Origin of the sequence: Streptomyces sp. NBC_00388, assembly GCF_036061255.1 — a bacterium.
Lineage (GTDB): Bacteria > Actinomycetota > Actinomycetes > Streptomycetales > Streptomycetaceae > Streptomyces.
In genome coordinates this window covers 4,566,081-4,586,853 of sequence record NZ_CP107948.1, presented here as the reverse complement: position 1 = coordinate 4,586,853, position 20,773 = coordinate 4,566,081, and the positions used below count along the sequence as shown (strand labels likewise).

The 20,773-nt window shown below is 70.5% G+C and carries 19 protein-coding genes; 5 read left to right on the top strand and 14 right to left on the bottom strand.

Annotated elements, in window-relative coordinates; genetic code table 11:
• Nucleotides 1–205 precede the first annotated feature (205 nt).
• The 13 genes from OG917_RS20595 to OG917_RS20535 form a co-directional block, all read right to left on the bottom strand.
• Nucleotides 206–598 carry a YccF domain-containing protein gene (locus OG917_RS20595; protein WP_328319087.1) on the bottom strand — a complete coding sequence of 131 codons (393 nt, stop codon included), beginning with the start codon at nt 596–598 and terminating at the stop codon, nt 206–208.
• Nucleotides 595–1,458 carry a zinc metalloprotease HtpX gene (gene htpX / locus OG917_RS20590; protein WP_328319086.1) on the bottom strand — a complete coding sequence of 288 codons (864 nt, stop codon included), beginning with the start codon at nt 1,456–1,458 and terminating at the stop codon, nt 595–597. Before htpX ends, OG917_RS20595 begins: the two co-directional genes overlap by 4 nt.
• A 147-nt stretch (nt 1,459–1,605) precedes the next feature.
• The gene (locus OG917_RS20585) at nt 1,606–2,064 is read right to left on the bottom strand and encodes an MscL family protein (protein WP_328319085.1); all 459 of its coding nucleotides are present in this window, start codon (nt 2,062–2,064) and stop codon (nt 1,606–1,608) included.
• 144 nt (nt 2,065–2,208) lie between these two features.
• Nucleotides 2,209–3,741, bottom strand: a complete 1,533-nt coding sequence (locus OG917_RS20580) for an NADH-quinone oxidoreductase subunit N (RefSeq protein ID WP_328319084.1) — start codon at nt 3,739–3,741, stop codon at nt 2,209–2,211.
• On the bottom strand, nt 3,738–5,513 hold the full coding sequence (locus tag OG917_RS20575) for a complex I subunit 4 family protein (protein ID WP_328322050.1): 1,776 nt from the start codon (nt 5,511–5,513) through the stop codon (nt 3,738–3,740). The genes OG917_RS20580 and OG917_RS20575 overlap by 4 nt, the downstream gene beginning before the upstream one ends.
• Nucleotides 5,514–5,540: 27 nt before the next feature.
• Nucleotides 5,541–7,541 carry an NADH-quinone oxidoreductase subunit 5 family protein gene (locus tag OG917_RS20570; RefSeq protein WP_328319083.1) on the bottom strand — a complete coding sequence of 667 codons (2,001 nt, stop codon included), beginning with the start codon at nt 7,539–7,541 and terminating at the stop codon, nt 5,541–5,543.
• Complete coding sequence (nuoK, locus tag OG917_RS20565) at nt 7,538–7,942, bottom strand: NADH-quinone oxidoreductase subunit NuoK (protein WP_328319082.1); 405 nt, start codon at nt 7,940–7,942, stop codon at nt 7,538–7,540. The genes OG917_RS20570 and nuoK overlap by 4 nt, the downstream gene beginning before the upstream one ends.
• Nucleotides 7,942–8,658, bottom strand: a complete 717-nt coding sequence (locus OG917_RS20560) for an NADH-quinone oxidoreductase subunit J family protein (RefSeq protein ID WP_328319081.1) — start codon at nt 8,656–8,658, stop codon at nt 7,942–7,944. The genes nuoK and OG917_RS20560 overlap by 1 nt, the downstream gene beginning before the upstream one ends.
• Complete coding sequence (locus OG917_RS20555; RefSeq protein ID WP_328319080.1) at nt 8,655–9,416, bottom strand: NuoI/complex I 23 kDa subunit family protein; 762 nt, start codon at nt 9,414–9,416, stop codon at nt 8,655–8,657. Before OG917_RS20555 ends, OG917_RS20560 begins: the two co-directional genes overlap by 4 nt.
• The gene (locus OG917_RS20550) at nt 9,416–10,384 is read right to left on the bottom strand and encodes a complex I subunit 1/NuoH family protein (protein WP_328319079.1); all 969 of its coding nucleotides are present in this window, start codon (nt 10,382–10,384) and stop codon (nt 9,416–9,418) included. The genes OG917_RS20555 and OG917_RS20550 overlap by 1 nt, the downstream gene beginning before the upstream one ends.
• Nucleotides 10,381–11,868 (bottom strand): NADH-quinone oxidoreductase subunit C, encoded by a 1,488-nt coding sequence (locus OG917_RS20545; protein ID WP_328319078.1) that lies wholly within the window; start codon nt 11,866–11,868, stop codon nt 10,381–10,383. Before OG917_RS20545 ends, OG917_RS20550 begins: the two co-directional genes overlap by 4 nt.
• On the bottom strand, nt 11,865–12,500 hold the full coding sequence (locus tag OG917_RS20540; protein WP_328319077.1) for an NADH-quinone oxidoreductase subunit B: 636 nt from the start codon (nt 12,498–12,500) through the stop codon (nt 11,865–11,867). The genes OG917_RS20545 and OG917_RS20540 overlap by 4 nt, the downstream gene beginning before the upstream one ends.
• Nucleotides 12,491–12,844 (bottom strand): NADH-quinone oxidoreductase subunit A, encoded by a 354-nt coding sequence (locus OG917_RS20535; protein ID WP_328322048.1) that lies wholly within the window; start codon nt 12,842–12,844, stop codon nt 12,491–12,493. Before OG917_RS20535 ends, OG917_RS20540 begins: the two co-directional genes overlap by 10 nt.
• A gap of 310 nt (nt 12,845–13,154) precedes the next feature.
• Between OG917_RS20535 and OG917_RS20530 the strand changes: the two genes are divergently transcribed.
• From OG917_RS20530 to OG917_RS20510, 5 genes are all read left to right on the top strand, one after another.
• The gene (locus tag OG917_RS20530; protein WP_328319076.1) at nt 13,155–14,324 is read left to right on the top strand and encodes a sensor histidine kinase; all 1,170 of its coding nucleotides are present in this window, start codon (nt 13,155–13,157) and stop codon (nt 14,322–14,324) included.
• A gap of 379 nt (nt 14,325–14,703) precedes the next feature.
• Nucleotides 14,704–16,023, top strand: a complete 1,320-nt coding sequence (locus OG917_RS20525) for a sensor histidine kinase (RefSeq protein ID WP_328319075.1) — start codon at nt 14,704–14,706, stop codon at nt 16,021–16,023.
• Nucleotides 16,024–16,279: 256 nt separating this feature from the next.
• A complete protein-coding gene (locus OG917_RS20520) occupies nt 16,280–16,939 on the top strand; it encodes a response regulator transcription factor (protein WP_328322046.1) in 660 nt (219 codons plus the stop codon).
• A gap of 283 nt (nt 16,940–17,222) precedes the next feature.
• Nucleotides 17,223–19,217: a 2-oxoacid:acceptor oxidoreductase subunit alpha gene (locus OG917_RS20515; RefSeq protein ID WP_328319074.1), complete on the top strand. Its 1,995-nt coding sequence runs from the start codon at nt 17,223–17,225 to the stop codon at nt 19,215–19,217.
• Nucleotides 19,210–20,271, top strand: coding sequence for a 2-oxoacid:ferredoxin oxidoreductase subunit beta (locus tag OG917_RS20510; RefSeq protein WP_328319073.1), 1,062 nt, complete (start codon nt 19,210–19,212; stop codon nt 20,269–20,271). The genes OG917_RS20515 and OG917_RS20510 overlap by 8 nt, the downstream gene beginning before the upstream one ends.
• Before the next feature lie 48 nt (nt 20,272–20,319).
• Here the strand turns inward: OG917_RS20510 and OG917_RS20505 are convergent, their stop codons facing one another.
• A complete protein-coding gene (locus OG917_RS20505) occupies nt 20,320–20,655 on the bottom strand; it encodes a winged helix-turn-helix transcriptional regulator (RefSeq protein ID WP_328322044.1) in 336 nt (111 codons plus the stop codon).
• Nucleotides 20,656–20,773: the final 118 nt, after the last annotated feature.

Below are 20,773 nucleotides of genomic sequence, written 5' to 3'. Positions count from 1 at the left end.
CCCCGGCCTCGGGGAACGCGCGCTCCGGACCTGCCCGTACGCATGCTCAGGACGTACGGGCCCCGGAAGCTCGGACGTACAGGCTCCGGAGGCTCCGGAGGCTCCGGAGGCTCCGGACATACGCATGCGGGTACCGAGGTAGCCGGCCGATGCGGCTCCGGTACGGCTCTCCGCCGCGGCTCAGCGGTACGGCTACGGCCGCGGCTCAGCGGCCGGCGAAGGGCTCGTCCGTGCGGACGATCTCCTTGCCCAGCGGCATCAGCGAGACAGGGATCAGTTTGAAGTTCGCGATGCCGAGGGGGATGCCGATGATGGTCACGCACAGGGCGATACCGGTGAAGATGTGGCCGAGTGCGAGCCACCAGCCGGCGAGGACCAGCCACAGGACGTTGGCGACGAAGGAGGGAGCTCCCGCGTCCCTGCGGTCCACCGCCATGTAGCCGAAGGGCCAGAGCGCGTACACGCCGATGCGGAACGCGGCGACCCCGAAGGGGATGCCGATGATGGTGATGCAGAGCAGCGCGCCTGCGAGGAGGTAGCCGAGGAACAGCCAGAAGCCGCAGAGGACGAGCCAGACGACGTTGAGGATGGTTTTCATGAGCGGGGACCTGCCATCTCTTCGAGCCGGGAGATGCGCTCCGCCATGGGGGGATGTGTGGAGAACATCTTGGACAGTCCCTGACCGGGACGGAAGGGGTTCGCGATCATCATGTGGCTCGCGGTCTCGATCCGGGGCTCGGGCGGCAGCGGCAGCTGTTTCGTACCGGCTTCGAGCTTGCGCAGGGCGCTCGCGAGGGCGAGCGGATCGCCGGTGAGCTGGGCGCCCGACGCGTCGGCCTCGTACTCGCGTGAGCGGCTGACAGCGAGCTGGATCAGCGACGCGGCCATCGGGCCCAAGATCATGATCAGCAGCATACCGAGGATTCCGGGGCCCTCGTCGTCGTCGGAGCGGCCGACGGGGATGAGCCACGCGAAGTTGACCAGGAACATGACGACGGAGGCCAGGGCGCCGGCTACGGAGGAGATCAGGATGTCGCGGTTGTAGACATGGCTGAGCTCGTGACCGAGGACCCCGCGCAGTTCGCGCTCGTCGAGGATCTGGAGGATGCCTTCCGTGCAGCAGACAGCGGCGTTGCGCGGGTTGCGGCCGGTGGCGAAGGCGTTGGGCGCCTGGGTCGGCGAGATGTAGAGCCGGGGCATGGGCTGGCGGGCCGCGGTGGAGAGCTCGCGGACGATGCGGTAGAGAACCGGGGCCTCGAACTCGCTGACCGGCCGGGCACGCATGGCGCGCAGGGCGAGCTTGTCGCTGTTCCAGTACGCGTACGCGTTGGTCCCGAGCGCGACGACGAGCGCGACGATCAGTCCCGTGCGGCCGAAGAAGCTGCCGATGACGATCAAGAGGGCAGAGAGCCCCCCGAGGAGGACGGCGGTCCTCAGCCCGTTGTGCCGGCGGTGCACGGTACGCCCTCCAAGTCGTGCGGCAGGGGAACCTTCGCTCAGTGACTCAGTCCACTGTCCAGTGGACCCTCCCTCACTGGTCAACGCCAGGCGAGGGAGGCTAGTTCCCTTGTGCGCGCGGCCCGCGGTGTCCGCCGTACGGGTGGCTCAGCCCTGGGCGGGGACCTTGGCCAGTTCCAGGGCCTCCTGCAGGGGCTCCAGCTGGCTGGTGCAGTGGGCGCAGCGGGAGGCGATGGCCGGGATCTCGGTGTAGCAGTACGGGCAGTCGCGCAGGGCCGCCTTGACGTCGATCGGCTTGTCGGCGGTGAAGCGGGACTGGATCTTGGCCAGCGGGACGACGACGAGGAAGTAGAGGACCGCGGCGGTCACCAGGAAGGCGACGCCGGCGTTGATGAGGAGCCCGTAGCGGAAATGCGCACCGTCGACGGTGAACTGGGCCTTGCTGAAGTCGCCCATGGCGGAGCTGGTGGCGAGGCCGATGAGCGGGGTGATGAAGGCGGTGCTCAGCGCGGTGACGACTGCGGTGAAAGCGGACCCCACGGCGAGGCCGATGGCCAGTGAGATGACGTTCCCGCGGAGGATGAAGTCTTTGAACCCGCTCAGCACCGCTTGCTCCTTGTTCCGTAGTCGCTGCGCACAGTTGTCTTCGGGCCTTTCGGCGCTGCTCGCCGGCCGTCGTACTGACTCTGCCGCGAGGCGTGCGCCGGTGCGCTGTCCGTGGTTACGCCCGGCCGAAGACCGTAGCAAAACTCAGAAGAGGCTGCCTGACGCGAAGTGCAGGACCAGCTGAGGGGCCACGGAGAGCACGGCTCCGGCGGCGGCCGCGAGGGCGACGGTCAGGGTGATCGGGACGGGGATGCGGGCGGTCGTTCCGGCCGTTGTGCCGCCGTCCGGGGCTGTGGCCGCCGTGCCGGTCCGGGGTGCCGCCGGCTGCGGTGCGCGGAAGAGCACGGCGATCCAGCGGAGGTAGTAGGAGAGCCCCAGGACGACGTTGACGGCCATGACGGCGGCGAGCCAGCCCAGGCCCGCGTCGACGGCGCTCTGGAAGACGGTGACCTTGGCGAAGAGGCCGATGATGCCGGGGGGCAGCCCGGCCAGGCAGAGCAGGAAGAAGGCGAGCGCCAGGGCGGTGAGAGGGCGCTCGGCGTAAAGACCGCGGTAGTCGCTGAGGCGCTTGCCGGGGCGGGAGCGGGCGACGAGGGCCACGGTCGCGAAGGCACCGAGGTTCACGACGGCGTACATCAGCGCGTAGGCGACGGTGGAGCCGATCTCGCGGTCGGAGGTGTATCCGGCGGCGGAGATCGGGACGAGGAGGTACCCGGCCTGGCCGATGGAGGACCAGGCGAGCAGCCGGACGGCGCTGTGGGCGCGGGTGGCCTGCTGGCGCAGGGCGGCCGTGTTGCCGGCGGTCATGGTGAGGGCGGCGAGTACGGCGATGGCCGGGCCCCAGATGTCGGCGTACCCGGGGAAGGCGACGACGGTCACGAGGACGAGCCCGGAGAAGCCGACGGCCTTCCCGATGACGGAGAGGTAGGCGGCGATGGGGAGCGGGGCGCCGGTGTATGTGTCGGGCACCCAGAAGTGGAACGGCGCCGCGGCCGTCTTGAAGGCGAAGCCGACGAGTGTGAGGACGACTCCGGCCTCGGCGAGCGTGTCGAGCTGCGGGGCGACCTGGGCGGTGGCGATCCGGTTGAGGTGGAGGGTGCCGGTGGCCGCGTAGACGAAGCTCACGCCGAGCAGGGTGACGGCCGTCGCGGTGACCGAGGAGAGGAAGAACTTGAGGGCCGCTTCGGAGGAGAGGCGGTTCCCGCGCTTGAGGCCGACGAGGGCGAACGCGGGCAGGGAGGCCACTTCGAGGGCGACGACGAGCGTGGCGAGGTCCCGTGATGCGGGCAGCAGCGCGGCCCCGGAGGCCGAGGAGAGCAGCAGGAACCAGAATTCACCGGCCGGCAGGCGGTCACCGCCGGTCTCACTCATCGACAGCAGTGCGGTGAGCAGTGCGCCGCCGAGGACGAGCAGCTGGATGGCGAGGGTGAAGTGGTCCGCGGTGTAGCTGCAGGCCCCGTGATCGGTGGTGAGGCAGAAGGTGGAACGGTTGCCGCGGCGCAGGGGCAGGAGCATGACGACGGCCGCGGCGAGCCCGGCGACCGCGGTCCAGCCGAGGGCCGGTTTGCGGTGGTCGGGGACGAAGAGGTCGGCGACGAGGACGATCAGCGCGGTCGCGGCGGCGATGACCGGCGGGGCGATCGCGAGCCAGTCGACGGACTGGACGAGGGAGCTCATGCCTTGCCTCCTGCGAGGAGCTTCTGCACGGCCGGGTCGGTGAGGCCGAGGAGGGCCGCGGGCCAGAGGCCGGCGAGGACGGTGAGGGCGACGAGCGGGCTCCAGGTGGCGAGTTCGTAGCCCTGGACGTCCTGGATGCTGTCGGTTCCGGGGGCGGGGGGCTGCCCGGCGGGGACGGGCTGCACGCCCTGGGCCCCCTGCGCTTCCTGTGACCCGCGTGGCCCCTGCGGCCCCTGTGCTTGTCGTACCCCCTGTGCTTGCTGTGGTCCCTGCGCTTCCCCTGCTTCGCTGGGAACCAGCGCGTCCGCGTACGGGGACTTGTCCGCGCCCGTGGCGTCCCGTGCTTCCTGCGCTTCGCGTGCTTCGGGTGTTGCCTGCGGCGGGGTGCCCATGCAGACGCGGCGTACGACGAGGAGGAGGTACGCGGCGGTGAGCAGGGTGCCGAGGGCCGCGAGCGACATGAAGGTGAGGAAGGCGGGGCGGCTGAGCCCGCGGGCCGGATCGAAGGCGCCGAACATGGTCAGCATCTCGCCCCAGAATCCGGCGAGCCCCGGCAGCCCGAGTGAGGCGACGGCCGCGAAGGCCACCAGGCCGCCGAGCCGGGGCGCCCGTCCGTAGAGGGCGGCGCCGGTGGCGCCGGCGAGCGTGTCGAGGTCGGCGGTGCCGTACCGGTCCTTCAGCGCTCCGACGAGGAAGAAGAGCAGCCCGGTGATGAGGCCGTGGGCGATGTTGGCGAAGAGCGCGCCGTTGACTCCGGCGGGGGTCATCGAGGCGATACCGAGGAGCACGAAGCCCATGTGCCCGACGGAGGAGTAGGCGATGAGCCGTTTGAGGTCGCCCTTGTTGCCCTGCCGGGCGAGCGAGAGGCAGGCGAGCGATCCGTAGATGATGCCGGCGACGGCGAACGCCGCGAGGTAGGGGGCGAAGGTGTGCATGCCCTCGGGGGCGATGGGCAGGGCGATGCGGACGAATCCGTAGGTGCCCATCTTGAGCATGACTCCGGCGAGGAGGACCGAACCGGCGGTGGGCGCCGCGGTGTGGGCGTCGGGGAGCCAGCTGTGCAGCGGCCACATCGGGGTCTTCACGGCGAGCCCGATGGCGATGGCGAGGACGGCGACGACCTGGGTGCTGTGGGTGAGACCCCGGCCGTTGTCAGTGGCGAGTGCCACCATGTCGAATGTGCCGCTCTTCACACCGATGAGGAGGAGACCGAGCAGCATGACGACGGAGCCGAGCACCGTGTAGAGGATGAACTTCCCGGCGGCTGCCGTGCGTTGGGCTCCGCCCCAGCGGGCGATGAGGAAGTACATCGGGATGAGGACCATCTCGAAGGCCAGGAAGAAGAGCACCAGGTCGAGGGCGGCGAAGGTGGCGAGCGTCCCCGCTTCCAGGAGGAGGACGAGGGCGACGAACGCGCGGGGGGACGGGCCCGCGGGCAGCTTGAAGCAGGAGTAGAGCGCGCAGAGGAAGGTCAGCAGCGCGGTCAGTACGAGGAGGGGGAGCGAGATGCCGTCTGTGCCGAGATGGATGCGGACGTCGAGAGCCGGGATCCAGCTGATGTCTGTGGTGGCCTGCATCCTCGACGGGTGGTCACGGTCGAAGCCGAGGGCGAGGACGATCGCGGCGATGAGGACGATTCCGCTGACGACGACGCCGTGGCGGAGCACGGCCTGCTGGGGCGAGGAGCCCCTCAGTCCGGGCGGGGCCGGCAGCAGGGCGGCGACGGCACCGATGACCGGGGCGGCGACGATGAACGCCAGGAGGAACTGCATCACGGACGCGCTGATATCGATCACGGCTCACGATCCGGCGTAGGCGTTGGCAAGGGCGACGGCGGCGATCACCAGGACGACGGATCCGGCGAGCAGGGCGCTGAGGTAGGTCTGCAGGTTTCCTGTCTGGGCCCGGCGGAAGGCCGCCCCCATCCAGCGGGGCGCTGCGCTCGCACCGCGTACGTAGGTGTCGATGACCTCGCGGTCCAGGAAGCGGACCAGTTGGGCCGCTGCGAGTACGGGGCGCACGAATGCGGCGGTGTAGAGCGCGTCGAGGTGGAAGCCGTTCGCCGCGTGGCGGTGGAGCGGGCCGAGGAGCAGCCTGCCGGGGTCGAGGGGGTCCGGCGCCGAGGCGATGCTCCCGTAGACGGAGCGGTGGGTGGCGATGGCTTCGGCCTCGACCGTGGCCGGGTCCGCGTCGGGGTGTGCCGTGACGGCGCCGATCGGGGGCTGCTGGGTCAGGGCCGTGGTGTGGCGCCAGGTGCCGTAGGTGACGAGCGCCCCGACGAGGGCGACACCGGTTCCGAGGACGGAGGTGGTGAGGGCCGGGGTGAGGCTGTTTCCGTCGAACCAGCCGGTGAGGCGGCCGGCGGTGAGACCGAAGCCGAGGGTGGGGATGGCGAGGAGCCAGAGCACGCCGTTCATGGCGAGGGGCTGCCTGCCGTGGTCGGGGGCCTCGCTGCCCTTGCCGCGGAAGGCGAGGAGCCAGAGGCGGGTGGCGTAGGCGCCGGTCAGCAGCGCCGTGAGGAGCCCCGCGATCAGCACGGTCCAGCCGGCGCCTGCGGGAGCGATGGCGCTGTCGCCGAGCGCGGTGTTCTCGGCGGCACCGAGGACCGATTCCTTGGAGAAGAATCCGGCGAAGGGCGGGATGGCGGCGAGCGCGAGCAGGGCGATGGTCATCGTCCAGAAGGCGTCGGGGATGCGCTGGGGCAGGTGGCCCATGCGGCTCATGGCGGCGAGGGAGTTGGTGCCCGCGGCGTGGATGACCACCCCGGCGCCGAGGAAGAGGAGCGCCTTGAAAGCGCCGTGTGACAGGAGGTGGAAGACAGCGGCGCCGCGGTCGCCGGCGGCCAGGGCGCCCGACATGTAGCCGAGTTGCCCGATGGTCGAGTAGGCGAGGACGCGTTTGATGTCGTCCTGGGCGAGGGCGGCGAGTGCCGATCCGACCATGGTGACGGCGGCCATGACGGCCAGGACGGTCATGGCGGCCGTGGAGGCGGCGAAGACGGGCAGCAGCCGGGCGACGAAGTAGATACCGGCTGCGACCATGGTGGCGGCATGGATCAGGGCGGAGACGGGGGTGGGGCCTGCCATGGCGTCGGGCAGCCAGGTGTGCAGCGGGAACTGTGCGGACTTTCCGGCGACACCGGCGAGCAGCAGCAGGGCGATCAGCGTGGGGTGGTGGAGTCCGCCGCCGGAGACGGTCCGCAGGATGCCGGTGATGCTGAAGGTCCCGGCGTCGGTGGCGAGTGCGAACAGGCCGATCAGGAAGGGGACATCACCGAGTTTGGTGACCAGGAACGCCTTGAGGGAGGCGGAACGGGCCTCGGGGGTCTCCCAGTAGTGGCCGACGAGGAAGTACGAGCAGATCCCCATGACCTCCCAGCCGACCAGCAGGACCATGAGGTCGCCCGAGTAGACGACGAGCAGCATCGCGGAGGTGAAGAGGGAGACGATCGCCGCGTACGAGGGGTAGCGCGCGTCGTCGCGCAGGTACGCGGTCGAGTAGATCTGTACACAGGTGGCGACGGTCACGACCAGGACCGCGACGAGGGCGGCGAAGCCGTCGATGTGCAGGGACAGGTCGATGGGGACGGACCCGGTGGGGGTGAGCCGGGTGGCCGCGTCGATGTCCGTTCCGCCGCCCTGCCGGACGGCCACAGTGATCGCGAGGGCGGCTGCAGCGAGGGTGGGGAGGATGGCCAGGGGGCGGACGAATCCGGGCGCGGTGCGGCCGAGCAGAAGTCCGGCCGCGGCTCCAAGGAACGGCAGGAGGGGAACGAGGACGGCGAGGGTCGTGGTGGTCACGCGGCAGCCTCTGCCTTCTCCTCGCGGTCTTCGGGGTCTTCGGGGTCTTCGCGGTCTTCGCGGTCTTCCGGGTCTTCCGGGTCTTCGGGGCTTGGTGATTCTTTGGTGTCGCGGAGCTTGTCGATGTCCGTCGTACCCCGGTTCCGGTGGACGGCCAGGATGATCGCGAGCCCGATGCCGATTTCGGCGGCGGCGATGGCGATCGTGAAGAGGGTGAGTGCCTGACCGGAATGGACCTTGTCGCGCAGCCATACGTCGAAGGCGACGAGGTTGAGGTTGACGGCGTTGAGCATCAGCTCGACGGACATCAGGATCAGGATGACGTTGCGGCGGGCGAGGACTCCGTACAGACCGGTACAGAAGAGGAGGGCGGCGAGCACGGCGGGATAGACGAGGTGCATCAGCGCTGCTCCCTGCTGTTCTTGCCGACGGCGTTCTCGCCCACGCTGTCCGTGCCGGCGCTGTCCGTGCCGGCGCTGTCCGTGCCGGCGCTGTCCGTGCCCGCGGCGGCCTTGCCCGCGGCGGCCTTGCCCGGGCTGTTCCTGCCCGGGGCGTCCTCGACCGGGCTGTTCCTGCGGGACAGGACGATCGCACCGACGAGTGCGGCCAGCAGGAGGACCGACAGCGCCTCGAAGGGCAGGACCCAGTGGCGGAAGAGGATCTCGCCGGAGACCTTGGTGGAGCCCTGGACGGGGCCGTGGAGGTCGATCCAGGTCGTACGGAAGGCGTCGGCGACCACCCAGACGAGTGAGCCGGCCGCGGCCACGGCCACCCCCAGCGCCACCCAGCGGTTCTCCGAATCGGCGTCCGGGGACCGGCCGATGGGGGCCTTCGTCAGCATCAGCCCGAAGAGGAGGAGGACGACCACGGAGCCGACGTAGATCAGCACCTGGACCCACGCGATGAACTCGGCTGTCAGCAGGAGGTATTCGACGGCGAGGCCACCGAGCGCCACGATCAGCCACAGTGCGGCGTGCACCAGTTGCCTCGTCGTGACCGTGATGACCGCGGCGCCGAAGGTGGCGAGGCCGACGAGGAGGAACGCGATCTCGACGCCCGTCGGGGACAGGAATCCGGGGTGGCCCGCGGCGGCGGCCAAGTCTGCTGCGCGATTCACGCCTCCCCCTCCTGCTGATCCCGCTCCTGCTGATCCCGCTCCTGCTGATCCCGCTGGTTGCGCGGGTGATCCTGCTGCGGCGCGTCCGGTGGCTCCGGCCGGTCCGTCTGCTGCCCGCTCGGCTCCGTCTGCGGGGCTGCCTGGTCCGCCTGGCCCGCCCGCGGGGCTGCCTGGTCGGCCTGCTCGGCCTGCTGGGCTGCCTGCTCGGCCTGTTGGGCGGCCTGCTCGGCCTGTTGGGCGGCTTCGAGTTTGTCGGCCGCCTTGCGTGCTGCGGCGATCTCCTTGGGTTCCTCGGCCGCCGGGTCGAGCGCGGGCGGCGCCGGCACCGTCCACATCCACTCGCGGAGCTTGTCGCGCTCATGGGTGAGTTCGTGGATGTCCGTCTCCGCGTACTCGAACTCCGGGGACCAGAACAGTGCGTCGAAGGGACACACCTCGATGCAGATACCGCAGTACATACAGAGCGCGAAGTCGATCGCGAAGCGGTCGAGGACATTGCGGCTGCGCTCGCGTCCGCCCGGTGCGGCAGCCGGGACCGTCTCCTTGTGGGAGTCGATGTAGATACACCAGTCGGGGCACTCACGGGCGCAGAGCATGCAGACGGTGCAGTTCTCCTCGAACAGCCCGATGACACCGCGGGAGCGGGGCGGCAGTTCGGGCTGGATGTCCGGGTACTGCGCGGTGACCGTCTTCTTCGTCATCGTGCGGAGCGTCACTGCCAGGCCCTTGGCCAGGCCTGAGCCGGGGACGGGAGGCATCAGCTGATCGCCACCTTCACAATGCCGGTGAGCGCGATCTGCGCGAGGGCGAGCGGGATGAGTACGGTCCAGGCCAGCTTCTGGAGCTGGTCCTCACGGAGCCGCGGGTAGGTCACGCGGAGCCAGATCACGCCGAAGGCCAGGACCGCCGTCTTGAGCAGCATCCAGACCCAGCCGAGTCCGTCGCTGCCCCACGGCCCGTGCCATCCGCCGAGGAAGAGCACGGCGGTGAGACCGCAGAGGATGACGATGCCCGCGTACTCGGAGAGGAGGAAGAGCGCGAAGCGCAGTCCGGTGTATTCGGTGTAGGCGCCGAAGATGATCTCCGAGTCGGCCACGGGCATGTCGAAGGGCGGGCGCTGGAGTTCGGCGAGCCCCGCCGTGAAGAAGACCACTCCGCCGACGACCTGCCACGGGATCCACCACCAGGCGAACGCGTCCAGGATGCCGGGCAGCGACACCGTGCCCGCCGCCATCGCGACGGAGGCCGCCGTGAGCAGCATCGGCAGTTCGTAGGCGAGGAGTTGCGCGGCGGTGCGGATCCCGCCGAGGAGGGAGAACTTGTTGGCCGATGCCCAGCCCGCCATGAGCGAGCCGAGTACGCCGACGCCCATCACGGCCAGCACGAAGAAGATGCCCGCGTCGACGACCTGCCCCACGGCCCCCTCGCCGGGCCCGACCGGGATCACCAGCAGGACCAGCAGGTACGGGAGCAGGGCGACGGCAGGGGCCAGCTGGAAGATCCGGCGGTCGGCGTCGGCCGGGACGATGTCTTCCTTCTGCGCGAATTTCACGCCGTCCGCGACGAGCTGGGCCCAGCCGTGGAACCCGCCGGCGTACATGGGGCCGAGACGGCCCTGCATATGGGCCATGACCTTGTGCTCGGCCTGTCCGACGAGCAGGGGGAGGACGAGGAAGGCGACAAAGACGATGACAAGCCGGATGGCGACGTCGAGTACGTCGTTCACGCGGTATCGCCTCCGGCGGGGGTATCGGGTCCGGCTTCCGGCTCGGGACGGGGCTCCGGCTCGGGACGGGGCTCCGGCTCGGGACGGGCTTCCGGCTCGGGACCGGCTTCCGGTCCAGGACCGTTCTCCGGCTCGGGACCGGCCTCCGACTCGGGACCGGCCTCCGGTTCGGGACCGTTCTCTCTGGTTTCAGGTCCGGCTGCTTGCGGTGCCCCCGGCCGGGCGGGCCGGTTCTCGGTGGACGTATCCCCCGTGGCCGGGCCCTGCGCGGCCGGGTCCTCCACCGCGTCCTGCGCGGCCGGGTCCTCCACCGCGTCCTGCGCGGCCGGGTCCTCCACCGCGTCCTGCGCGGCCGGGTCCCGCGGCGGCTCGAAGGCCGGGCGGGCGTTGCGCCAGGGGGCGTCGTCGCTCCCCTTCGAGTGCGATGGCACGGCCGGGGTCGCGGCCCCGGCCCCGCGCTGGGACGTGGAGCCCTCGGACACGCTCCGGCTCCGCCGGGGACCGGCGGCCCGCCTCGGGGGCGGAGCCGTGGCCCCAGCCTCCGACGGCGCTGCCGCGCCCTGGTCCCGGCTCACGTCCCGGCTCACGTCCTGGCTCACGTCCTGGCTCTCGTCCCGGATCTCGTCCCCGCTCTGCTCAAGGCCCTGACCGACACTCTGTTCCTGCACGCGCCCCTGCCTGCGGGTGGCATCCCGCCCCTGCGCGCGCGCCTCGTCCTGCGCCCGCGGCTCGTCCTGTGCCCCTGTCTGCGGCTCGCCGCCGTCCGCCGTGACCGCCGGCGGTGACGGCGACTGGCTCGTGGAGCCCTCGCTCACGCTGCGCGCACGCCGGGCCGGGCGGTCGGCCGCTGCCCGTGCGGCGCGTGCCGGACGGGCCGGGGCAGGAGGCAGCTGGCCCTTCTGCGGGCCCCACTCGTTGGGGTCCGGAACGCCCGGCGGCAGCATCTGGCGGCGCTTCGGGCCACCGGCCCCCGCACCGTGTCCCGCGGCTCCCTCCCCCGGCTCCTTCGCACCCGGCCAGGCCTTCGCGACACGGGCCGCGAGGACGAAGTCCTTGCGCAGCGGGTGACCTTCGAAGCCCTCGGGCAGCAGGAGCGGAACCAGGTGCGGGTGGTCGGTGAAGGTGACGCCGAACATCTCGTACGTCTCGCGTTCGTGCCAGCTCGCCCCCGCGTAGATCCCGACGGCGGACGGCAGGGCCGGCGCGGCGTGCGGGACGGTGGTGCGTACGAGCAGTCGGCGGATCGTACGGCCTTCGATGGCGACGACATGGGCGCAGACCCGGAAGCCGGTCTCCGGTTCGTCGACCGCGCTCAGCCAGTCGAAGTAGGTGCAGCCGAGCCCGTCCCTGGCGGTCTCCAGGGCGGCGAGCCAGGAGGCCGCCGGTACCTCGACGGTGAGCAGGTCGTAGCTGTGTCCGGCGGTGGCTTCCTCGCCGAAGAGTTCGGTGACGGCATCGGGGAGGCGGTCGTACGGATGTGTCACCGTCCGGCCCCCGGCGCCGGGGGCGGGGTGATGAGGCCGCTGGTCAACTGGGCGGTGGAGGGCGTGGAGTAGCGCTCGCCGAGGGACTCCCTGGCGATCTTCTCCTGGAGTTTCAGGATGCCCTGGAGGAGCGCCTCGGGGCGGGGCGGGCAGCCGGGGACGTACACGTCGACGGGGATGATCTGGTCGACGCCCTTGGTCACGGAGTACGAGTCCCAGTACGGGCCGCCGCAGTTGGAGCAGGCGCCGAAGGAGATGACGTACTTCGGCTCGGGCATCTGCTCGTACAGGCGCTTGACCGCGGGGGCCATCTTGTCCGTGACCGTGCCGGAGACGATCATCAGGTCGGCCTGGCGGGGGCCGGGGGCGAACGGGATCACGCCGAGCCTGATGAAGTCGTGGCGGGCCATCGACGCGGCGATGAACTCGATGGCGCAGCAGGCGAGGCCGAAGTTGAAGACCCACAGGCTGTAGCGGCGGCCCCAGTTCAGGACCACCTTCATGGGTTCGGGGGCCAGCCGGGAGAGCACGCCCAGCCGCTGCGGGGGGACGGCTTCCGGCACCGGTACGCCTGCGGACCGGGCGCCCGGCAGGTGCGGGTCCGGCAGATCGACGGGGTTCGTCACGTCCATTCCAGGACGCCCTTCTTCCATGCATAGAGCAGTCCCACGGCCAGGAAGCCGAGGAAGATGAACATCTCCACCAGCGTCGCCGCCCCGTATCCGTCGGCCGCGAAAACCGTCGCCCACGGGAAGAGGAAGATCGAGTCCACGGCGAAGATCACGTACAGGAAGCCGTAGACGTAGTAGCGGACCTGGGTGTGTGCCCAGCCCTCGCCGACGGGGTCGACTCCGCACTCGTACGTCAGCAGTTTCTCGGGGGTCGGCACCACGGGCCGCAGCAGCCGTCCGGCTCCGAAGGCCACGGCGACGAAGAGCACCCCGACGACGGCGAGCACCCCGACGACCGCGTACATGTGGAAGTAGCCCGAGTAACCCGTGCGGGCGGTGTGGCCCGCCGCGAGCACCACGTGGCCCGTCGCGGCAACGGTCGGTCCCGGCACGTCCGGCCCTCGCTCCCTGCGCCCTTTTCGTCGCCTCGTCCGTCACATTCGCCACGTTCGACGATCCGTACGCACGGGAGTCTAGGCCCTGATAAAGACTTGGTAAGCAGCCGGATCCGGCACCGGACCCGGCTCGGGGCGTGCCGCGGGGTGGGGTTATCCCTACTTCGACCCACCCAGCCGCCCCATGGCATCCGCCCCTGGCGCCCGGCACTCTTGACGCATGACCGCGATCAACTCCCTTCCGCCCGGCTCCGACCGGCCACCGCCCGCGCGCTTCGCGTTCGACCGGTTCACCTGGAAGGAGATCGCCCATCTCCTGACGAACCTGCCGGCCACGATCGCCGGTTTTGTTTACGTCCTGCTCATGGTCGCCCTGGGCGGCGGCCTGGCCGTCACCGTGGTGGGCCTCCCCCTGCTCGCCCTCGGGCTGCTCGGGGCGCGGCGGCTGGGCAGGGCGGAACGGTCCCGGGCGCGGGCGCTGCTGGGTGTCCGGATGGAGGAGCCGAGCCCGCTGTTCGTCGGGCACGGGGGCAGTTTCTTCTCCAGGCTGTGGACGAGCCTCAAGGACCCGGTGGGCTGGCGGGCGATGCTGTACGGCTTCATCCGGCTGCCGTGGGGGGTGCTCACCTTCTGCGTGGTGCTGTCCGGTCTCTTCGTGCTCTGGCCGGTACTGCCGTTCATCGCACGCGGACTGACCCATGTGGACCGCGCCATGGTCCGCGGGCTCCTCTGCCCGTCCGACGAGCTGGAGCGCCGGATCGCCGAGCTGGAGTCGGACCGCGGGGTGGTCGTGGACACGGCCGCAGCCGACCTGCGCCGCATCGAACGTGATCTGCACGACGGCGCGCAGGCCCGGCTGGTGGCGCTCGCCATGGGGCTCGGCCTGGCCAAGGAGAAGCTCCTGGAGGATCCGGACGCGGCGGCCGTGATGGTCGGAGAGGCGCACGGCGAGGTCAAACTGGCCCTGCAGGAGCTGCGTGACCTGGCCCGCGGGATCCACCCGGCCGTCCTGACGGACCGCGGCCTCGACGCCGCGCTCTCGTCGATCGCCTCGCGGTGCACGGCTCCGGTCGAGGTCCGTGTCGATCTGACGGAGCGGCCTGCCGAGGCCATTGAGGGCATCGCCTACTTCACCGTCTCGGAGCTGCTGCAGAACGTCAGCAAGCACGCCCGGGCGCGCTCCGCCTCGGTGGAGGTGTGGCGCGCCGCCGACCGGCTGTTGATCCGGGTCGCGGACAACGGGCACGGCGGGGCACGGCTCGACGGCGGTACGGGCATGGCGGGGCTCGCCGACCGGCTGGGCGCGGTGGACGGCCTCTTCGTGCTGGACTCACCGGTCGGCGGGCCGACCACGGTGACGGCGGAGCTGCCCTGGCGAGCACGGGGCTGAGACGGACCGGCACATCGGATACGTCCCGTACGTGACGCGGACCGGCACGTCAGGTACGTCTCCGCTGACGCGGACCGGCACATCACGTACGTCCCCGCTGGACCGGGCGGACACCGGGGCGGGCAGGGCGGACGGCGGGGCGGGCAGCCGGTGGGTGCTCACCGGGGCTGCCCGTCACACACCGCCACGCACCGCCGCGCACCGTGCCGCGACACTGACTTCATCTCGGGGGGGGTGGGGAAAACCCCCGGTCGAAGACGGTGCCCCTCCTCATGGTCGGCGGCGTCCCTGAACGGGAGCATGGACGCAGCGGGACAGCGCCGCACATCCCGCACCGAGAGAACCGGCCGAGCCGGACGAAGAGAGAGGGGACACCGCCATGGCCACGGATCACGGCATGAGAACCCGGGCCCACCGCACACCGGCCGTGCTGCGTGCGCCGCTGGAGGGCCGCACCTGGCGCGAGTTCGGCTATCTGCTGCTCTCACTGCCCATCAGCATCGTGCTCTTCACCTTCGGCATCACGATGTTCTCGGTGAGCGCGGGCCTGCTGGTGACCTTCATCGGTATCCCTCTGCTCGCGGTGGGCCTGGCCGTGTGCCGGGGTTTCGGGGCGATGGAGCGGGCGAGGGCACGGTCCCTGCTCCGGGTCGACATCGCGGATCCGGCGCCGGCCCGGGGCAGGACCGGCGGCATGATGTCGTGGGCGGGCGCCGTGCTGAAGAGCGGCGCGTCCTGGCGCCACCTCGTCTACGCGCTGGCCCACTTCCCGTGGGCCGTCTTCGCCTTCTCGGTGTCGGTGGTCCTGTGGACGTACGGCTGGGCGATGCTGACGTACCCGCTGTGGCAGTGGGTCTTCCCGGCCTGGACGAACATGAACGGCCTCCAGCTGTACGGCGACGCGACGCACCACATCTATCTCGACAGCCCGTTCGAGATCGCCCTGACGAGCCTGAGCGGACTGGCCTTCGTCCTCGCGACCCCGTGGGTGATCCGCGGCCTGGCCGGTGTCGACCGGATGATGGTCCTCGGACTGCTCGGCCCTTCGCGGCTGGACACCCGGGTCACCGAGCTGGAGTCGGACCGCGGGGTGGTCGTGGACACGGCCGCCGCCGACCTGCGCCGCATCGAACGTGATCTGCACGACGGCGCGCAGGCCCGGCTGGTGGCGCTCGCCATGGACCTCGGCCTGGCCAAGGAGAAGCTGACGGAGGACCCGGAGGCGGCAGCCCGCATGGTCGACGAGGCGCACGGCGAGGTCAAGATCGCCCTGCAGGAACTGCGTGACCTGGCCCGCGGGATCCACCCGGCCGTCCTGACGGACCGCGGCCTCGACGCCGCACTCTCGTCGATCGCCTCCCGGTGCACGGTGCCGGTGCAGGTGGAGGTGGACCTGCCGGCCAGGCCGGCCGCCGCCATCGAGGGCATCGCCTACTTCACCGTCTCGGAGCTCCTGCAGAACATCAGCAAGCACGCCCGGGCCACCCGCGCGAGCGTGGACGTCTGGCGGGTGGAGAACCGCATCATGCTCCAGGTGACCGACGACGGCCGCGGCGGCGCCGGCCTCACCCCGGGGGCGGCCGGCGGCGGTCTCGCGGGGCTGGCGGAGCGGCTCGACGCGGTCGACGGTCTGCTGGTCGTGGACTCGCCGACCGGAGGCCCGACGACCATCACCGCCGAACTGCCCTGGCGCGACTGAACACCCCCCGCGCGATCCCCCGGACGCTCCCCGCCCGGCCCCGACCCGTCCCGACCCACCGCACCCCGGCCCCGACCCGACCCACCGGCATCCCGGCCCCGTCCCGCCGCATCCCGGCCCGTCCGCCCCGCCCCATCCCGTCCTGTCGCACCCGATAGCCCCGGCTCCCACCCGTTCGCCCCCCGATGCTGGGATGCTGGGACGCGCAGGCAGGAATCATCACCAAGTGGGGGGCTTCACCGTCGTGGAGGACAGAGTGCGTGTGGTCATCGCCGAGGATTCAGTGCTGCTGCGGGAGGGCCTGACCCGGTTGTTGACGGACCTCGGTCACGACGTCGTCGCCGGTGTCGGGGACGCCGAGGCGCTGATCAAGACGATCGGCGACCTGGCGGCGGAGGAGTCGTTGCCGGATGTGGTGGTCGCGGACGTACGGATGCCGCCCACCCACACCGATGAGGGCGTACGGGCGGCCGTACGGCTGCGCAAGGAGTACCCGGGGATCGGAGTCCTGGTCCTCTCGCAGTACGTGGAGGAGCAGTACGCCACCGAGCTGCTGGCCGGATCCAGCCGGGGGGTCGGTTATCTGCTGAAGGACCGGGTCGCCGAGGTCAGGGAGTTCGTCGACGCCGTGGTCCGGGTCGCTCAGGGCGGCACGGCTCTCGACCCCGAGGTCGTGGCACAGCTGCTGGGCCGCAGCCGCAAGCAGGACGTGCTGGCGGGACTGACTCCGCGCGAACGCGAGGTGCTGGGGCTGATGGCCGAGGGGCGGACGAATTCGGCGGTGGCCCGGCAGTTGGTGGTCAGCGACGGGGCGGTCGAGAAGCACGTCAGCAATATCTTCCTGAAGCTCGGGCTCTCCCCGAGTGACGGGGATCACCGTCGGGTGCTCGCCGTACTGACCTATCTGAACTCCTAATAACCTGACACCCTGTCAGATATCGAGGTCGGGGCCGTTCCGGGCGGACGGCCCCGGGCGGGTCCTGGATCCGGAGAACGAGCACCGAGCGCAAGCGAACGGTGACACCGGCGGTCCGGAGAGGCGGTTTTAATCGCGCTAAATCCGGGCAATCCGATGTCTCAAAAAGACGTCCGTCCTATGAGCCTTCCAGGGAAGGCCACCCTTACCGTCGTAGGGTGGGTCCCGGTGTGCCCGGGCAGCCGGGCGCATCCGAGCAGCCGCCCGAGGGAGGTCCAGTTCAGTGACCAGCCAGGTCAGTAGCCCAGCCGAGCAGACCGACGGAGCCGATGAGGCCGACGAGGCCGTTGTCGGGGAACAGCGAGCCCTCTTGACCGATGAAGAGGGCGTCGACGAAGAGAGCACCGGCAAAGGGGCGTCCGGCACCAAAGAGGTACGCCGGCTGAGCCGGGTGATCATCCGGTTCGCGGGCGATTCCGGTGACGGGATGCAGCTCACGGGCGACCGGTTCACCTCGGAGACCGCGTCGTTCGGGAACGACCTGTCGACGCTGCCGAACTTCCCGGCCGAGATCCGGGCGCCGGCCGGCACCCTGCCGGGCGTCTCCTCGTTCCAGCTGCACTTCGCCGACCACGACATCCTCACCCCGGGCGACGCGCCCAATGTCCTCGTCGCGATGAACCCGGCCGCGCTCAAGGCGAACATCGCCGATGTGCCGCGCGGCGCGGACATCATCGTCAACACGGACGAGTTCGCCAAGCGGCCGATGGCGAAGGTCGGTTATCTGACCTCTCCGCTGGAGGACGGGTCCCTGGAGGCCTACCAGGTCCACCCGGTGCCGCTGACGACGCTGACGATCGAGGCGCTCAAGGAGTTCGGGCTCTCCCGCAAGGAGGCCGAACGCAGCAAGAACATGTTCGCGCTCGGACTGCTGTCGTGGATGTACCACCGGCCGACGGAGAACACGGAGCAGTTCCTCCGGGCCAAGTTCGCCAAAAAGCCGCAGATCGCGGAGGCGAACGTCGCCGCGTTCCGCGCGGGGTGGAACTTCGGCGAGACGACGGAGGACTTCGCCGTCTCGTACGAGGTCGAGCCGGCCGCCGCCGCCTTCCCGGCCGGGACCTACCGCAACATCAGCGGGAACCTGGCCCTGTCCTACGGGCTGATCGCCGCGGGCCGGCAGGCCGACCTGCCGCTGTACCTGGGCTCGTACCCGATCACCCCGGCCTCCGACATCCTGCACGAGCTGTCCAGGCACAAGAACTTCGGCGTGCGGACCTTCCAGGCGGAGGACGAGATCGCCGCCATCGGCGCCGCCCTGGGCGCCGCTTTCGGCGGCTCCCTCGCGGTCACCACCACCTCGGGCCCCGGGGTGGCGCTCAAGTCGGAGACCATCGGCCTGGCCGTCTCCCTGGAGCTGCCGCTGCTGGTCGTCGCGATCCAGCGGGGCGGCCCCTCCACCGGGCTGCCCACCAAGACCGAGCAGGCCGATCTCCTCCAGGCCATGTTCGGCCGCAACGGCGAGGCCCCCGTCCCCGTGGTCGCGCCGAGGACCCCGGCGGACTGCTTCGACGCCGCTCTGGAGGCCGCCCGGATCGCCGTGACCTACCGGACGCCGGTCTTCCTCCTCTCGGACGGATACCTCGCCAACGGATCCGAGCCCTGGCGCATCCCCGAGGTCGCCGAACTGCCCGACCTACGCGCCCAGTTCGCTACCACGCCCAACCACACGCTCATCGACGGCACCGAGGTGTTCTGGCCCTACAAGCGCGACCCGCACACGCTGGCCCGCCCCTGGGCGGTGCCCGGCACACCGGGCCTGGAACACCGCATCGGCGGGATCGAGAAGCAGGACGGCACCGGGAACATCTCGTACGACCCCGCCAACCACGACTTCATGGTCCGCACCCGCCAGGCCAAGATCGACGGCATCGAAGTCCCCGACCTGCACGTCGACGACCCCGACGGCGCACGCACCCTGGTCCTCGGCTGGGGGTCGACGTACGGGCCGATCACCGCCGCCGTGCGCCGTCTGCGCAAGGACGGCATCCCGATCGCACAGGCCCATCTGCGCCATCTCAATCCCTTCCCCGCCAACCTCGGCGAGGTTCTGAAGAGTTACGACAAGGTCGTGATCCCGGAGATGAACCTCGGCCAGCTCGCCCTGCTCGTCCGGGCCAGGTACCTGGTGGACGCGGTCTCCTACAACCAGGTCAACGGCATGCCGTTCAAGGCCGAACAGCTCGCGACGGCACTCAAGGAGGCCACCGATGCCTGAGACCAACGAACTTCTGCACCTGGTGCCCAAGGCCGAGGCCAAGCAGTCGATGAAGGACTTCAAGTCCGACCAGGAAGTCCGCTGGTGCCCGGGGTGCGGCGACTACGCGGTCCTCGCCGCCGTACAGGGCTTCATGCCCGAACTGGGCCTCGCCAAGGAGAACATCGTCTTCGTCTCCGGCATCGGCTGCTCCTCCCGTTTCCCGTACTACATGAACACCTACGGGATGCACTCCATCCACGGCCGCGCCCCGGCGATCGCCACCGGTCTCGCCACCTCCCGCCGCGACCTCTCCGTCTGGGTCGTCACCGGAGACGGCGACGCCCTCTCCATCGGCGGCAACCACCTCATCCACGCCCTGCGCCGCAACGTGAACCTCAAGATCCTGCTCTTCAACAACCGGATCTACGGGCTGACCAAGGGCCAGTACTCACCGACCTCCGAGGTCGGGAAGATCACCAAGTCCACGCCGATGGGCTCCCTCGACTCCCCGTTCAACCCCGTCTCGCTGGCCATCGGCGCCGAAGCGTCCTTCGTGGCACGCACCGTGGACTCCGACCGCAAACACCTCACGAGCGTGCTGCGCGCGGCGGCCGACCACCCCGGCACCGCCCTGGTCGAGATCTACCAGAACTGCAACATCTTCAACGACGGCGCCTTCGAAGCCCTCAAGGACCGCGAGCAGGCCCAGGAAGCGGTCATCCGGCTGGAACACGGGCAGCCCATCCGCTTCGGCACACCCGAGGCACCCAAGGGTGTCGTCCGGGACCACGCCACCGGCGATCTCACCGTCGTGGACGTCACCCCGGAGAACGAGGCGCAGATCCTGGTCCACGACGCACAGGCCGCGTCACCGACCACCGCCTTCGCGCTCTCCCGTCTCGCCGACCCGGACACCCTGCACCACACCCCCATCGGGGTACTGCGCAACGTCGAACGCCCCGTCTACGACACCCTGATGAACACGCAGCTCGAAACCGCGGTCGAACAGCACGGCAAGGGCGACCTCGGCGCACTGCTCGCGGGCAACGACACCTGGACCGTCGCGGGCTGACCGCCCATCAGGCGTCGTCCGATGGCGGCAGGGCCCGGTCCTGAGGTATCAGGACCGGGCCCTGTCGTATGCCTCGCGCGCCGTGGCCACCGCGTCGATCCGCAGCTCGGTCCACCGGGCGAGCGCCCACACCTGCTCGGCCGCCTCCCGCCCCAGTGGCGTCAGCGAGTAGTCCACACGCGGCGGGATGACCGGCTTGGCGTCGCGGTCGACGAAGCCGTCCCGCTCCAGCGTCCGGAGCGTCTGGGCAAGCATCTTCTCGCTGACCCCGCCCACATGTCTGCGCAGATCACTGAAGCGGTACGGGCGCTCAAGGAGCGCGGCGAGCACGAGCACACCCCAGCGGCTGGTGACGTGCTCAAGGATCAGGCGGGACGGGCACATGGCCCGGTTCACGTCGGGCGCGGACCGCGCGGCCACCGTGCCGTTCACCGGGCTGCCCGGCGCGTCTCCCGTCACTTCACTTACGTCCATGCCAGTACCTTACTTCAAAGTGGGTACT

What these genes read in the sequence shown, in the direction of transcription:
- OG917_RS20595 (WP_328319087.1), bottom strand. Translation starts at nt 598, where the DNA reads ATGAAAACCATCCTCAACGTCGTCTGGCTCGTCCTCTGCGGCTTCTGG.
- OG917_RS20580 (WP_328319084.1), bottom strand. Translation starts at nt 3,741, where the DNA reads ATGAGCTCCCTCGTCCAGTCCGTCGACTGGCTCGCGATCGCCCCGCCG.
- OG917_RS20575 (WP_328322050.1), bottom strand. Translation starts at nt 5,513, where the DNA reads ATGCAGTTCCTCCTGGCGTTCATCGTCGCCGCCCCGGTCATCGGTGCC.
- nuoK (WP_328319082.1), bottom strand. Translation starts at nt 7,942, where the DNA reads ATGCACCTCGTCTATCCCGCCGTGCTCGCCGCCCTCCTCTTCTGTACC.
- OG917_RS20555 (WP_328319080.1), bottom strand. Translation starts at nt 9,416, where the DNA reads ATGCCTCCCGTCCCCGGCTCAGGCCTGGCCAAGGGCCTGGCAGTGACG.
- OG917_RS20540 (WP_328319077.1), bottom strand. Translation starts at nt 12,500, where the DNA reads ATGGACGTGACGAACCCCGTCGATCTGCCGGACCCGCACCTGCCGGGC.
- OG917_RS20535 (WP_328322048.1), bottom strand. Translation starts at nt 12,844, where the DNA reads ATGTACGCGGTCGTCGGGGTGCTCGCCGTCGTCGGGGTGCTCTTCGTC.
- OG917_RS20530 (WP_328319076.1), top strand. Translation starts at nt 13,155, where the DNA reads ATGACCGCGATCAACTCCCTTCCGCCCGGCTCCGACCGGCCACCGCCC.
- OG917_RS20525 (WP_328319075.1), top strand. Translation starts at nt 14,704, where the DNA reads ATGGCCACGGATCACGGCATGAGAACCCGGGCCCACCGCACACCGGCC.
- OG917_RS20510 (WP_328319073.1), top strand. Translation starts at nt 19,210, where the DNA reads ATGCCTGAGACCAACGAACTTCTGCACCTGGTGCCCAAGGCCGAGGCC.
- OG917_RS20505 (WP_328322044.1), bottom strand. Translation starts at nt 20,655, where the DNA reads ATGTGCCCGTCCCGCCTGATCCTTGAGCACGTCACCAGCCGCTGGGGT.